Annotated in this window: 9 protein-coding genes; 3 read left to right on the top strand and 6 right to left on the bottom strand. The window is 64.5% G+C overall.

What is annotated here, in order from left to right; genetic code table 11:
- Positions 1-13 precede the first annotated feature (13 nt).
- The 5 genes from NP3_RS07420 to NP3_RS07400 form a co-directional block, all read right to left on the bottom strand.
- Entirely contained in the window at positions 14-1,207 is a 1,194-nt protein-coding gene (locus NP3_RS07420; protein ID WP_157124175.1) for a DUF7373 family lipoprotein, read from the bottom strand.
- Positions 1,204-2,412: a DUF7373 family lipoprotein gene (locus tag NP3_RS07415; protein WP_063039100.1), complete on the bottom strand. Its 1,209-nt coding sequence runs from the start codon at positions 2,410-2,412 to the stop codon at positions 1,204-1,206. The genes NP3_RS07420 and NP3_RS07415 overlap by 4 nt, the downstream gene beginning before the upstream one ends.
- A gap of 109 nt (positions 2,413-2,521) precedes the next feature.
- Positions 2,522-3,709 carry a DUF7373 family lipoprotein gene (locus NP3_RS07410; protein WP_063039099.1) on the bottom strand — a complete coding sequence of 396 codons (1,188 nt, stop codon included), beginning with the start codon at positions 3,707-3,709 and terminating at the stop codon, positions 2,522-2,524.
- A gap of 7 nt (positions 3,710-3,716) precedes the next feature.
- Positions 3,717-4,877: a DUF7373 family lipoprotein gene (locus tag NP3_RS07405; RefSeq protein WP_157124173.1), complete on the bottom strand. Its 1,161-nt coding sequence runs from the start codon at positions 4,875-4,877 to the stop codon at positions 3,717-3,719.
- A gap of 229 nt (positions 4,878-5,106) precedes the next feature.
- Positions 5,107-6,312 carry a DUF7373 family lipoprotein gene (locus tag NP3_RS07400; protein ID WP_063039095.1) on the bottom strand — a complete coding sequence of 402 codons (1,206 nt, stop codon included), beginning with the start codon at positions 6,310-6,312 and terminating at the stop codon, positions 5,107-5,109.
- Positions 6,313-6,455: 143 nt separating this feature from the next.
- Between NP3_RS07400 and NP3_RS07395 the strand changes: the two genes are divergently transcribed.
- Positions 6,456-7,751 carry an FHA domain-containing protein gene (locus NP3_RS07395; protein ID WP_157124172.1) on the top strand — a complete coding sequence of 432 codons (1,296 nt, stop codon included), beginning with the start codon at positions 6,456-6,458 and terminating at the stop codon, positions 7,749-7,751.
- Positions 7,752-7,756: 5 nt separating this feature from the next.
- On the opposite strand, the gene NP3_RS07390 is transcribed toward NP3_RS07395, so the two are convergent.
- Entirely contained in the window at positions 7,757-9,148 is a 1,392-nt protein-coding gene (locus NP3_RS07390; protein ID WP_084508297.1) for a neutral zinc metallopeptidase, read from the bottom strand.
- Positions 9,149-9,310: 162 nt separating this feature from the next.
- Between NP3_RS07390 and NP3_RS07385 the strand changes: the two genes are divergently transcribed.
- Positions 9,311-11,866, top strand: coding sequence for an FHA domain-containing protein (locus NP3_RS07385; RefSeq protein WP_063039089.1), 2,556 nt, complete (start codon positions 9,311-9,313; stop codon positions 11,864-11,866).
- Between the two features lie 64 nt (positions 11,867-11,930).
- Entirely contained in the window at positions 11,931-13,703 is a 1,773-nt protein-coding gene (locus NP3_RS50300) for a hypothetical protein (protein ID WP_063039087.1), read from the top strand.
- Positions 13,704-13,812: the final 109 nt, after the last annotated feature.

Raw genomic sequence — 13,812 nt, 5'->3', positions numbered from 1 at the left:
CCTACTAGCTTGATCAGTATGTGAGCAGCTTGTACTGCGCGGCAGTCCGCTGGTACAGCTCCTGCGTATTGTGGCCGGTCACCCGTGCGACATAACGGTCATAGGCGAAGAAGCACACCGGGGGATATCGAATCGAAAACGATTTCGGATCCTTATCGTCGAAGCATTGCGCCACAGGCAAATTGGGCGGGCTGTCGATCTTGTTGTAGCCCGCGGCGTCCCCGTCGATAAAGGCCGCGATCAAGCGGGTTGTTCCTTCGGTGTCCTTCGTCCGATAGACCTGTGCGCCCGAATACGAGACGAAATCCACACCGGCATTAGCGAATGCGGCCTTTGCGACAGCCGGTAGCGGCTCGGAATGTAGTGCTGCCTGCCCCGCCAGCACCATCGATTGATCGTAGCTCTTATCGCGCTTCTCTTTATCCTCCAGCGGTAAAGTGCGGCTCAGTAGGCCGTCCACGTCGATGGGGAGCGACCCGAGTTGGTCGACCGGGGTCGGCACGTAGCTCTTCAGCATTTCGATCTGCTTGCTGAAATATTTCTGGGTGAACTCGATGAGTGATGTGGGCTCGGCCGGTTCACTGACCGGGTCTTCGGCATGTACATAGAGCAGCGTTGTTTCGTCGGCCAGCCACGCGTCGAGATATTTCTTACTCACGGACCACTTCGCTCGGGCCTGTGGAAAGCCGGTTATCTGGACCGGATCGCCGGATAGATTCGCAGCCTGCCGGTCGGCCAAGCGGCGCGCCGCGGCCTCGGCTTCGGAGGAGGTGGGGAACCGGAACAGTTCCATCTGCACCTGCTTGCCGAGCGATGGTTGACCACGACGCTCGGCGCTGGTCTCCCAGCCGGCGATGAAACCCTTTGATAGATCGGCCCATTCCGCATCGCTCAGCGAATACGAAGCCGGTGGGGATTCCGGAGTAATCCGTCGATCGACGTTCGTGCGGCGCTGGAAGGACAACCGGCCGTCTACGTCGAGAGGCAACGGGGTGGCACTGCCGATTCGGACCGACTCCAGCGCTGCTCCGGATCGGCTCGTTCGGATAGCCTCGATGTCCCGAGGTGTCGTCGGATAATTTCCGGAGTCCAGCTTGGAGATATCGATGGCGGGGGCCGTAGCCTCACCACCGCAACCGGTAGTGGCAGCGATGGTGGCGGTGAGGATCACTAACAGGCCGTGCCGCAGTCGCATGGTCGGTCTCACTTCTCGCTCTTCACCAGCACCGAGTACTGCGCGGCCGCTCGTTCATCGAGGGCGACATCGACTCGCGCGTTGGACGTCTTACTCGACTGAACAACGGCGACATACCGCCCGTAGACGACTGCGCACAGAGTGTTGAACAATCGGTAAACGTCGGAATTGTCGAGCTTCAGGCAGCGGGCGTCGGGCAGTCCCGGGGGTGGATCGAGCACTTCATCGTCTTTCCCGGGCTTGACAAGCACCGACTGCAGGCGAAACGCCGCCGAAAGATCGCGTGCTCGGTAGACGATCGAGCTACGTCGCGCGACCAGATCGACGCCGTTCTCATCGAGTGCCTTCGCGACTTCGGCCGGATTGCGCTCGAAATGCAGCTCGCCTGCCGGTTGATAGGAGCCGAAGTCCCAGTCGAGGATGAACGGATCGCTGAAGTCCGCCGCCCGAGGCAGGGTGCGTCGCATCAGACTGTCCGGGTCGAGTGGGAGATCGAGTACATCGTCCAGTGGCGTTGGCTGTGTTCGGTCGAGACGCGCTGTCTGTTTGTTTATGGTTCTACCGATGATGTCGGCAAGCCCGGTCTGATTCGGTTCCGGGATACCGGCATTCACCATGATGACGTACGGGCCGTGCGCGACGAATGCGACGCCGGTGATGTCATCAGAGGAGGACGCTCTGGCATCCGGCTGACCCTCGATCGCGATCGGGTGCCGCCCGGGATCGAGGTTCGTGATCCGGTCGAAGTCTTCGGCTGCTTTTCGGCTGGCAGCATCGGTGGGGAACCGTAGTACGGAGATGATCAGCTTCTTACGACTGCGAAGGCTCGTGTTGATCCGCGACACATAGACGCCGAGCAATAGGTTGTTGTCGGCTGCCGCGGCCCGATACTTTTCCGGGAAAGCCTCCGGCTGAACCATGGTATCGACGTCGTAGAATATTTTGACACCGCCGAGAACCGTGATGTCGCTGTCGATCTCGTAGGAGTGGACAAGATAGTTGAACAGTCTTTGCGCCTCGACGGTGCGCAGGTCGGCGACCGAGGAGATATCAGGGTCATACGCGGTTGGCTCTGCGCGGTAGGGCCCGGTCTTCAGACTCGAGATATCCACCGGCGTCAGCCCCGGTCCAGGATGCCCCGGCACGTTCGCCGCACAACTCGCGCTCGCCATGGTCGTCACGGCCAGTAACGCGATGAACGCGCCCTTCAACCTCATACTTCCCCCGTCCGGATGTCTCCCCGTTCACGTGCTCCTCGCCGGATCCTACTGCACCCTCTTCGCCAGTGCCGGAACCGTTTCCGGATCCGGCCGGTACCACCGGTCATCAGTGCGCGAGCAGCTTGTATTGCGCCGCAGTCCGCTGGTATAGCTCTTGGGGGTTGTGGCCGCTTACGCGCGCGACGTATCGGTCGTAAGCGAAGAAGCACACCGGCGGATAGCGAGTGATAGTCGACCTCGCGTTATCGGTGTCAAAACACCGTGCGGCAGGCATATTCGGCGGGCTGTCGATCTTCCGGTAGCCATCCGAGTCCCGCTCCGCAAAAGCTGCCAGCAGGCGAGTGGCGCTGTCGGTATCACGGGCGCGAAATAGCCTTGCGCCGGAAAAAGATACAAAATCTACGCCGGAATCATCGAAAGCGGCCTTGGTGAGGCCGGGGAGATTCTCGAAATGTAGCGCGGCGTGGACTGGTAGGACCATCGAGTTGTCGTAGTCCTTGTCGATCCGCTCCTTCTCTTCCAGCGGCAAGGTCCGGCTCAGGAGGCCGTCCACGTCGAGGGGGAGTGATCCGAGCTGGTCGATCGGGGTGGGCGAGTAGCTTGCCAGCATCTCGATCTGCTTTTCGAAATATTTCTGCGCGAAGTCGATGAGCGGGGCCCGTTCCGGTGGTTCGCTGAGCGGGTCCTCGATGTGCACATATAGCACCATCGCATCGTGGGTGAGCCATCCATCGAGATATTTCTTGCTGGCCGACCATTTCGCCCGTGCCTGCGGGAATTTGGGTAGTTGCACCGAATCGCCGGGTAAATTATCGGATTGTCGGTCGGCCAGACGGCGAAGTGCGGTTTCGGCCTGTGCGGTGTCCGGAAACCGGAGCAGGGAGAGGTTGACCTGCCGCCCGAGGGATGGTTTCTTGCGGCGCTCGCCGCTGCTATCCCATCCGGCGACCATCCCTCGAGTCGATTCGACTAATTCTTGGTCGCTCAATGAGAATACAGTCGGCGTGGCATTCGGAGTGATTCGACGATCAGTATTGGTGAGCCGCTGGAAGGAGTATCTTCCGTCCACGTCGAGAGGTAGTGGAGTCGAATTGCCGATGCGGATCGCCTCCAGCGCGGGCCCGGTTCGCAATACTCGGATCGCTTCGATGTCGCGGGGAACTACCGGGTAATTACCGGAATCCAGTTTCGAGATATCGATGGTCGGAGTCGTCGTGTGGTCACTACCGCCGCATCCGGCGGTAGCCGCAACCGCGAGGGCGAGCAGGAACAGCAGAATGTTTGGGAGTCGCATGACCTCGCTACTCACTCTTCGCCAAGACTGAATACTGTGCGGCCGCACGCTGATACAGGGATTGGTCCACCCGAGCGGATGAGAGCATCTTCGACATGACTACGCCGACATATCTTCCGTACACGACAGCGCACAAGCCGTCGAAGAGACGGTACGGATCGGTCTTGTCGAGCTTCACACACCGGGCGTCGGGCAGACCGGGTGGAGGATCCAGCACCTCGTCGTTCTTTCCGACCTTGGTCAGCGTGGACTGCAGACGGAAGGCACCCGACAAATCTCTGGTTCGATAAACGACCCCGCCGCGTCGTGCGACGAGATCTACACCGCTTGCGTCGAACGCCTTCGCGACCTCGGCCGGGTTGCGTTCGAAGTGCAGTTCGCCGGTAGGTTGATAAGGGCCGAAATCCCAGTCGTAGATGTAGGAGTCGCTGTAGTCGGGCGCCTTGGGCAGCGCGCGCCGCATGATGCTGTCCGGATCGAGTGGAAGGTCGAGGATATCGTCGAGCGGGGTGGGCTGAGTCTGGTCCAACCGGGCTGTCTGCTTGTCCAGGGTCTTCTGGATGACTTCGGTCAGTGCGGCCCGATTCGGTTCCGGGATGCCGACATTCGCCATGATGACGTAAGGGCCGTGAGCCAGAAAAGAAATACCGGTGACGTCATCCGGTGACGACGCCTTGGCATCCGGATGACCAGTGATCGGAACCTGGTGTCGGCCAGGATCGGAGTTCGTGGCCGAGTCGAAATCGTCGGCTGCCTTCTCCGCGGCGGTGCCGGTCGGAAACCGCAGCACCGAGATGATGAGTTTCTTTCGGCTCCGGAGATTCTCGTTGATCCGCGAGACGTAGACCCCCAGCAGCAGGTTGTTATCGACTGCGGCGGATCGGTACTTCTCCGGGAAAGTATTCGACTCGGCTAGCTGATTGCCATCGAAGAACACCTTGATGTCGCCGAGGATGTTGATGTCGCTGTCGACCTCGTAGGAGGGAGTCAGATAGTTGAGCAGCCGCTGCCCTTCGACGTTGCGCACGTCGGCCGCGCTGGTGATGTCGGGTTCGTAGGCGGTGGGTTCGGCTTGGTAGGGGCCAGTATTCAGGGTCCTTGGATCCACCGGCGTCAGCCCGGGTCCGGGATGCCCGGTCACACTCCCAGCACAGCTCGCGCTCGTCATGGCGCCCACCATGAGTAGTGCGACGAACCCGCCACGCATACTCACGTTCCCCCCTGTCCCGTCGCCCTATTCGGCTTCCCTTCTGCCGGATCCTACTCGACGCAGTACCGTCGGCATCGGGACGAAAACGAGCAGTCGATTCGGGATCCCATGGCCGGGAGATCATTTGGGCCGTGGGCAGCGCGCAGTTGGTCGAGCAGGGCAGGTCGAAGGCGCGGTCAGTGAGGTGTCAGAGGCTATTGGCCAAAAGCGCGTACTGCGCGGTCACCTTCTGCCGCACATCCGGTTCCTTATCGCTGGTGACCACACCGACATACCGCTTGTACGGGACGTAGCAGCGGTACTTGTACTGCCGCTCGGGATCGCCTTTGCTGTTGAGCTGCAAGCACTTCGCACCCGGGACGTCCTTGGGTGCGTCGATCGGGTCGAAGGTGTTGCGCACCTCGTCGATCAGTCCGTCGATGAACTTCTGGGCTGCCGGATAGTCGCGGACGCGGGTGACCGAGCCGTTGTCGACGATGGCGAACCGCTCGACCCCGACCTCGTCCACCAGCTTCTGGGTCTTGGCCTCGTCCTCGGCCGACTGCACGAAGTAACTCGGCCCGTAGACCGCGAAGTTATCGGCATTCGGGGTGTGCCCACGACGATCCGCGACCACTACGCGCCCGAGCATGCCCTCCGGGTCGACCTTCAGGCTGCTGAATTTCTCCTGCGGCGTGGCCTGGAATTTATCCAACGCGGGGACCTGGGCGTCGAGTGTCTTCTCGACCCAACTCTGCAGGTCCGAACTGTCCGCGCGGGGCCGCCCGACGAACAGCGAGATGACGAACTCCTTGTGCGCCATGAAGGTTCCGACATTGGCAACGCCGGGACGCCAGTGGATATAGGCATCCGGGTATTTGCTCGACGTCAGTTTGCGGTTGTCGGGTGAGATGTTGATGTCGGCGTCTTCGAGTTCCCTGGCGGCGATCTTCGCGGTGGCCTCGTCCGGGAACCGGAATACGACGTTGGTGATCGCGGTGGTGTCGGCCGACGGCCGGGTCTGACCGGGCGGATCGGGCTTGTCTGAACCGCTGGTCGCGTACCCGGTGAGGTACTTGCGGTTCACCAGCACCGGCTTGGACGCGGACGCGACGTGTTCGACGGCATCGTCGATGCTGCTGAGCACCTTGCCTTCGCGCCCGTAGGTGAGCGACGGGTCGATCTTCGAACTGGCGACCACGGCCTCCGACATTCGCATGCCCTCGACCAGCGCCCCGTTCGAGCCCGCATCCTGGTCGTATTTGTGCCGATCGACCGGATAGGTGCCGACCTCCAGTTTGCGCACGTCTTGCTCGGCCGCCAGCGGCGTACCCTGCACGCCGCTGCAACCGGCCAGCACGCCGGTCACCGCGATACAAGCCACGGCGAGCGCGATGCGCGAAGTCCTAACCATGACAGGGCCCCTCGTTCCTCCCGATGTCCATCTGAAGTTACCGGATGGACGCCGGGGAGGGGGACCCCTTAGGGCTTGGATTGCAATACCCTTGTCGATGTGGCGACGACCCCGCAATGCGCACCTCCGGAAGGCCGATACTGTTGAAGGATCGGCAGGTTGAGGTCGTTGTCGGAGGTCACGCCGTCGCCCGGGTCGCGGGTGCGGTGGTGGTCGTCGCACATCGTGGGCATGCGCGCCCGACTCCGGACGCACCCGCCGTTATCGCACTGGAATCGCTGGCCGAACTCGTGCGCGACGCCGCCGAACAGCACCCGGAGGGGCCGGGCGCACTGGTCGCGCGGGCGGCAACCCGCTGGCTGATGACGCATGCCGAGCGGATCAGTCCCGGTGCGCCAATCGATTTCGGGATCCTGTCCGCGGCCGAGACCGGCGGGGTGGCGATCTTCCTGCACGGTGCGGTCACCGCGGTGCTCGCCGGTGACGGAACGGTCGAGCGCTATCGGGGCAGTGATGCTGCCTTCACGGTGGACCGGGTCGCATCGGTGCCCGCGCGTGCGGTCGCGCTCTTCGTCGATGACCCCAAGGGCCGTATTCCGGATGTGCCCGCAGAGCGGGGGATCGGCTGGTTGGTCGAGGGGATCGCACAGGCGGGCGGCGCGATCGTCTGGTCGGACGCGGTGCGCGGCCGGTCCGAACCGGCGCGATCGGAGCACGCGCCTCCACCGCCGACCGCGCGCATCGACTCGGGACCGACCCAGCGTCCCGAGCCCGAACCGCAGCTCGAGGCCGAACATCTGACCGAGACCCGCGCCTCTACCGCGATGCTCGATTCGGTTCAGGGGCAGGAACCGGTCGACCCGCATCACGCGCCGACCCAAATGGGTGGCACCAATCCGGCCCCGCGCCCGGATCCGGATCTGCAGCGCAGGCTGGAGGCCACCGCGAAGGCCACCGCGCTCACCGTCAAGGTGCTGGGATTCAAGTGCGCGCGTGCGCATCCCAGCGATCCGCGCTCGGCGTTCTGCACGGTCTGCGGGATGCCGGTGGATCAGACGCAGCAGCTGATCGAGGTGGTCCGCCCGCCGCTGGGCATGCTGGTCCTGGACGACGGCATGACCTACATGCTGGCCGCGGACGCGGTCCTCGGCCGCGATCCGGAACATTCCGAACAGGCCCGCCGGGGCATGGTGCCGTTGAAGGTCGAGGATTCCTCGGGCGGCATGTCCCGCGCGCACGCCGAGGTGCTGCTGGTGAATTGGGATGTGTCCCTGGTGGATCGCGGTTCCACCAATGGCACCCGCACCCGCCTGCCCGGTTACCGCGACTGGATCCGCCTACCACCCCACCAGCCGATGGGCCTGATACCCGGCACCGAAATCATGATCGGCAACCGAGTTCTGCGATTCGAACCAGCCGCACCCCCGCCGTTCGGCTGACCTACTCAGGAATATCGCGACATGCACGTGTGTTCGCCGTTGAGCACCCCGGCGCGGAACGCGTCGACCCTGGAGAACCCACTCGGTATGGTCTTGCCCTCGATATCGCTGGCCGCTAGCCCGTCGGCCAGTAGTCCGGAGACCGCCTCGTCTAGATCGCCTGCGGCCAAGACGATATCGCCTTGGGCCTGGGTCCGTCCCGGTTGCGCGAGCTTGCCGGTGACCACGCCCGACAGGCAGGCCGCACGCAATCCGGTCTTGGCGCCGACGAGTTGCTCGCCGTTGCTCTGCTGCACGGCCAGGGTGTAGCGCGAAATGAAGACGATGTAGCCGTTGTAGTCGCCGGTCACCTTGAGCGGCAACGGATCATTGTCATCGGCATCGGAGGTGCCGCGCTGCGCAAGCGCGGGCACATCGGTCGCGATGGTGTTCTTGGCCGGACAATACGAAACCGGGGGTGTGGCAACGCCGTTCTTGCAGTCGATCTTCGCGCCGGAGTAGTCGTAGGTCGGCGCCTGCTTCAGCGGCAGGATCGCGGCGAGTGCCTTGCTGAGCTCGATCAGACTGTCCTTGTCGATCGGATTCTCACCATGGCCGGGATCGTCCTTGAAGCTCTGCGGCAAATTGCCGCGGCGGCGCTCGATCTCATGCATATCAATGGCTTTGCACGCCTTCGGGCCATCGGTGAAGCCGATCTGCACCGCCGTGACCCGCTCGAATGCCGACCCGTGCACGCTCTCGGGATCATCCGGATTGGAGTCCCGAATGGCGACGGTCGCGGCCAGCACCGAGTTCAGGCCGTCGGAGGTATTGATGGTGAAGTGCTTGGATTTGCCTTCTGCCACATGGCGAATGAACGCACCAGAGAAGCAGTCCGCCTGCTGCTCCTTGACGATCACCGGGTCCTTCGCCTGCACGATTTTCGCCAGTGTCTGGATGGCGTGTCCGTATTCATGGGCGAGCACCATGATCACGGCCATCTTGCCGAAGGTGTCCTCGATCGTCGGCAACAGCACCGAGCGGTCCCAGCCGATCGAGTTGTCCAGTCGGCAGTAGGCCGCGTTCACCAGGTGATAGGTGGATTCCCTGCAGAATTCGAGCGCCTGGGTGCGCGGCGCCTTCGCGCTCCAGGAGATCAGCTTGTCGACCGGCTTGAATTCGCCGTCGAAGTCCTTGCTGTATTCCGCACGCCAGTATGTCTGGATATCATCGATCGCGTTGAGCGCCAGGGCATCCACCTCGCCGCTGTCGCCGTTCACCGCGGTGAGCGAGCTGTCGGGGACGCCGTCGCGCGGTCCGCTCGGACCGTTCGTGGTGGGCAGTCCGGCGACCTTGAACGGATCGTCGTAGACCGAAACCGCTCGACCGTGCACCGCGCGAGTGCAGCCCGCCAACATTGCGATTACGCACAGTGCTGCGGCAATGACTGCGGTCGTTCGGAGTTTCGGCAAGGCTCCCCCTAGTCGGCCGGTCGCACGTTCATAACGGTCTCCGGATCGGGGCATAAAGGCGCATCGGGGGCACCGCCGAAGTCCGGGTGATGGAATAGTATCCGCTGCATGTCTTTACCGGGGGCGCAGACCATCACCGTGCGCCATGATGGAACCGAACGGGTCTTCGATTCGAATCAACAGGTCACGATGGGCCGCGCACCGGAAGTGACGTTGTTCGTGGACAGCCCGCTGGTCTCGCGGGTGCATGCGACGCTCGCCTGGCAGGGGAACAGCTGGGTACTCACCGACAATGGCAGCACCAACGGCGTTTTCGTGGATGCGCGGCGGTTGAGTCAGCCGGTGCCGATCAATCGGCCGACGCAGGTTCGGCTCGGTGATGCGATCAGTGGGCCGCTATTGCATCTGCTGCCCGCGACGCCGTCGGCCCGGCCGCACCGGCCGCCTGCGGCGCAACCACCGTCACAACCGCAGTCGTCTGTGCCACCGGGTTATCAGCATCCGCGACGGACACCGCAGGCGCCGCCGCCGTCCCAGCAGCGTCCGCAACAGCAACGGCCGGAGCAACCCCCTTCGCAGCCGCAGCCCCAGCAGCAACCGCCCGCCCAACCACAGCAGCCGAACGTCAATATGACCTTCAAGGCCGACACCTCGATGCTGCCGCCGGTCCGCACCCGCCCGTCCACCGCGCCGATTGCCAGGGCCGACCGCCTGCCGCCCGGCGGGCTGAATATCGGTCGTACCTCGGACAATCAGATCGTCGTCAACGATCCGCTGGCCTCGCGCAAGCACGCCCGACTGGTCGCGGACTCCGAGGGTCTGACCATCGAGGACCTCGGCTCGGCCAACGGCACCTTCGTCAACGGCCGTCGCGAACAGCGCACGGTGCTGCGCGAGCGCGACATCATCACCATCGGCAATATCGACTTCGTCGTCCAGCAGGGCACATTGGTGCATCGGCAGAAGCCGGTCGCCGAACAGGGCCTGCACGTGCACGGCGTCGGATTCACCGTCGAGGGCAACAAGCAGCTGCTCGTCGATGTGAATATGCAGGCGGGTCGGGGCACGCTCACCGCGCTCATCGGACCTTCCGGTGCGGGCAAATCGACGCTGTCGAAATTGATCGCGGGCAGCACACAGCCCTCCGGCGGTGTGGTCACCTTCGAAGGTCGCAATCTGCATGCCGAATACGAGGCGCTGCGTTCCCGCATCGGCATGGTGCCGCAGGACGATGTGCTGCACCGTCAGCTGACCGTGCGTCAAGCTCTCGGCTATGCCGCCGAACTTCGACTGCCGCCGGACAACTCGAAGGCCGACCGCCAGCAGGTGATCGACGGTGTGCTGAAAGAACTTTCGCTCACCGAACATGCCGAGACCAGGGTGGACCGGCTCTCCGGCGGTCAGCGCAAGCGCGCGTCGGTGGCGCTGGAACTGCTCACCGGTCCGTCGCTGCTGATCCTGGACGAACCGACCTCGGGTCTGGATCCGGCGCTGGACCGTCAGGTGATGACGATGCTGCGCGAGCTGGCCGATGCCGGGCGCACCGTCATCGTGGTCACCCACTCGGTGGCCTGCCTGGACATGTGTGATCAGGTGCTGTTGCTCGCACCCGGTGGCAAGACGGCCTTCTGCGGTCATCCGGCCAGCGTCGGCGCGGCCATGGGGACCAGTGACTGGGCGGAAATCTTCGGACGGGTCGCCGCGAATCCGGATCAGGCATTCGCCGCGTACCGGTCCAGGCTGGCCTTCGCGCCACCGCCGCCACCGCCCGCGCCGCCACGGCAGGGCTCGGCGGGCAGCCCGCCGCAATCCGGGCGCGCCAAGCAGTTCTCCACCTTGGCGCGACGGCAGGTGCGATTGATCTTCGCCGACCGCGGTTACCTGGCCTTCCTCGTGATCCTGCCCTTTATCCTCGGTGCGCTGTCGCTGGTGGTGCCGGGCAGCAACGGTTTCCAGAGCGGTCCGTTGGAGCAAGTGCAGAGCGGCAACGAGGTGCTCTTCGTCCCGTCCGGAGGCAGTGAGACGCAGCAACTGCTTGTCGTGTTGATCCTGGGCGCCTGCTTCATGGGGTCCACGCTGACCGTGCGTGATCTGGTCGGTGAGCGCACCATCTTCTATCGCGAGCGCGCGGTCGGGCTGCTGCCCTCGGCGTATCTGCTCGCCAAGATCGCGGTGTTCAGCATTACCGCGTTCCTGCAGGCGGCGGTGCTGGTCGGCATCACGCTGGTCGGCAAGAAGCCGCCGCTGGAGGGTTCGGTGATCCCGAACGGGCCTGCCGAGCTCTATCTCGATATCGCGTTGACCGCGGTGTGCTGCGTGGTTTTCGGCCTGCTGCTGTCCAGTCTTGCGAAGTCCAACGAGCAGGTCATGCCGATGCTCGTGGTGATGATCATGGTCCAGCTGGTCATGGCGGGCGGCCTGATTCCGGTGACCGACCGGGTGGTGCTCGAGCAGGTCTCGTGGCTGTTCCCGTCACGGTGGGGTTATGCGGCCGGGGCGTCGACGGTGGATATTCGGACACTGTTCGCCAACGCGCAACCCGACGCGCTCTGGAAGCACGAGCCGAATATCTGGTATCTCGATATCGGCCTGCTCGTCGCGATAACCGCGGTATTGGCGATCATCACCTGGCGTCGGCTGCGGTTGCGGAAGTCGAACGCGTGAGGCGCCGCTCAGGCGGGCTCTCACCGGATGTGGTGAGCATGTCGCTCGCGCAGCAGGCACACTTATGCCTGTGACGGTGCGAGTTGGGGCAGTACATCTCGGATGGGATGTGGTGTCCGTTGCCGCGGGCGGCGGTGGGACACCGATCCGGCCCGTGCAGGTAGAAGGTACATACACGCCGCCGGCATATCTGCTGGCGGATTCGTCGGGTCGGCTGCATACCGCCGGAGTGGAGCGGCAGCGGCCGGATCTGGGGATGGCGATCGCCGACGTGCGCGACATCCTCGGCCATCCGCAGATCGTGGTGGCCGGTGCGACCTGGCCCGCCGAGCTGGTCTTTCGTGCCCGCATGTACAACCCGCTCGCGGCCATCGGCAAATATCTGCGCGGCAAACCGGACCTGGTCGCGCTGCCGTTCCCGGACGGCTGGCCCGACGCGAAGGTCGATGTGTACGTCGACCTGGTCGAGCGGCTGGACGTCACGGTCGAACCGCTGCCGGAAAGTGTTGCGCTGTCCGGATATGTGCGTGCGCTCGGTCTGGTGCGGTCCCCGGACGATCGCAATCCACACGGCATCGGCGCGACCGGGGTGTACTCCGACGGGCGGACGATGCTGGTCGTCGCGGTGCACGGCGACGATGAGCAGCCGACCGAATCGGTCGACGTGCCGGTCACCGCGGAGGCCATGCGCGATGCGCGTTCGGCCGACAATGTGGTGATCGAGGTGATGGCCGCGGCCCGCTCGATCGGCGCGGACACCTCGACGGTGCTGCTGTCCGGCAATGTCTGCTTCAACGACGCGCTGCGCTTGGCGTTCCAGAACCATCTCGGGCACCGGTTGCACGTGGCCGATCACCCGATGCACGCGCTGGTGCTCGGGGCCTCGCATCTGCTGGTGACAGATAACGAGAACGGTGAGCCGGAGTCGGCGGGACGGCATGCCGAGCCCGCGCCGCCGCCGCGGGTGCGGCAGGTGGAGCCGACGCAGTATCAGGCCGAATCGGCACAGCAGCAGGCGCTTTCGGTGCAGCGGCAGGTGGAGGCCGCGCAAGCACAGGCGTTGTCGGCGCAGCGGCAGGCCGAGACGTCGCAGCCGTCTCGTTCGGAGCAGGTGGGGCAGGGGCGTCCCGAGCAAGGGCCGGTTCGGCCGGAGCAGGGGCACGGACAGCGCGAGGCCGCGCAGTCGCAGCCGCCGGTGGTTCAGTACGGGCCCGGATATCCGACCGTGCAACCGTCGACCGAGCCTACGGGGGAGGAGCCGACCACCCGGGTCAGCCGGGAGTCCTTGCCGCCGAACCTCGCCGAGCTGGGTAGCCGATTCACCCGCCCGCCCGGGCAGTATCCGGACGAACAGCGGCCCAGCGTCATCGGTCGGCCTCCCGGGCCCCAGGGACCGCCGCCGCCGGGTCCGCGCGGTCCCTACCAGCCGTCGCAGGACCAACCGCCGCAGTCGGAGTGGCATCCGCACGAATCCGACGATGACGCGGACAAACCGCGCAAGGGTAAGCGCTGGGGCAAGTTGTTCGGCGCGCCTGCGGTGGCCGGTGCCGCCGTGCTGGCCGCGATGGCCATGCCCTCCGGCGGTGACCGGGTCGAACTGGCCGCTTCGGTCGCCGGGACACCGGTCTCCTGCCCATTGACCCCATACGTCACCAATGAGCAGCGTGAAGGCATTGCCGCGGCTCGCGGATACGACCCGGGCCTGGTGTCGGAACAGGACGATTCCGGATTCGACGCCGCGGGTGCGGAGTGCGCGCAGCCGAGCATCGACGTCCCCCGGTACGTGGTCCCGGGCCCGCCCGGCGCCATCGACCACGGCCCGCCGATCGAGATCTGACCGGTTTCATACCGCTGGGACATGGCTGGTATCGTTGCCCGTTGGCGTGTGGAAGTACGTCGAGCCCTGGGTCTCCACCGGCCGCCGGGAACCGCTCGACCGCACGCCG

Origin of the sequence: Nocardia pseudovaccinii NBRC 100343 (genome assembly GCF_001613225.1) — a bacterium.
In the GTDB taxonomy this organism is placed as follows: domain Bacteria; phylum Actinomycetota; class Actinomycetes; order Mycobacteriales; family Mycobacteriaceae; genus Nocardia; species Nocardia pseudovaccinii.
Note: the sequence above shows the minus strand (reverse complement) of the source record. Positions and strands in the feature narration are given on the sequence as shown.

Excerpts from the sequence above, each read along its gene's own strand:
- NP3_RS07415 (WP_063039100.1), bottom strand. The coding sequence starts at position 2,412 with ATGAGGTTGAAGGGCGCGTTCATCGCGTTACTGGCCGTGACGACCATG.
- NP3_RS07410 (WP_063039099.1), bottom strand. The coding sequence starts at position 3,709 with ATGCGACTCCCAAACATTCTGCTGTTCCTGCTCGCCCTCGCGGTTGCG.
- NP3_RS07405 (WP_157124173.1), bottom strand. The coding sequence starts at position 4,877 with ATGACGAGCGCGAGCTGTGCTGGGAGTGTGACCGGGCATCCCGGACCC.
- NP3_RS07400 (WP_063039095.1), bottom strand. The coding sequence starts at position 6,312 with ATGGTTAGGACTTCGCGCATCGCGCTCGCCGTGGCTTGTATCGCGGTG.
- NP3_RS07390 (WP_084508297.1), bottom strand. The coding sequence starts at position 9,148 with ATGTTGGCGGGCTGCACTCGCGCGGTGCACGGTCGAGCGGTTTCGGTC.
- NP3_RS07385 (WP_063039089.1), top strand. The coding sequence starts at position 9,311 with ATGTCTTTACCGGGGGCGCAGACCATCACCGTGCGCCATGATGGAACC.
- NP3_RS50300 (WP_063039087.1), top strand. The coding sequence starts at position 11,931 with ATGCCTGTGACGGTGCGAGTTGGGGCAGTACATCTCGGATGGGATGTG.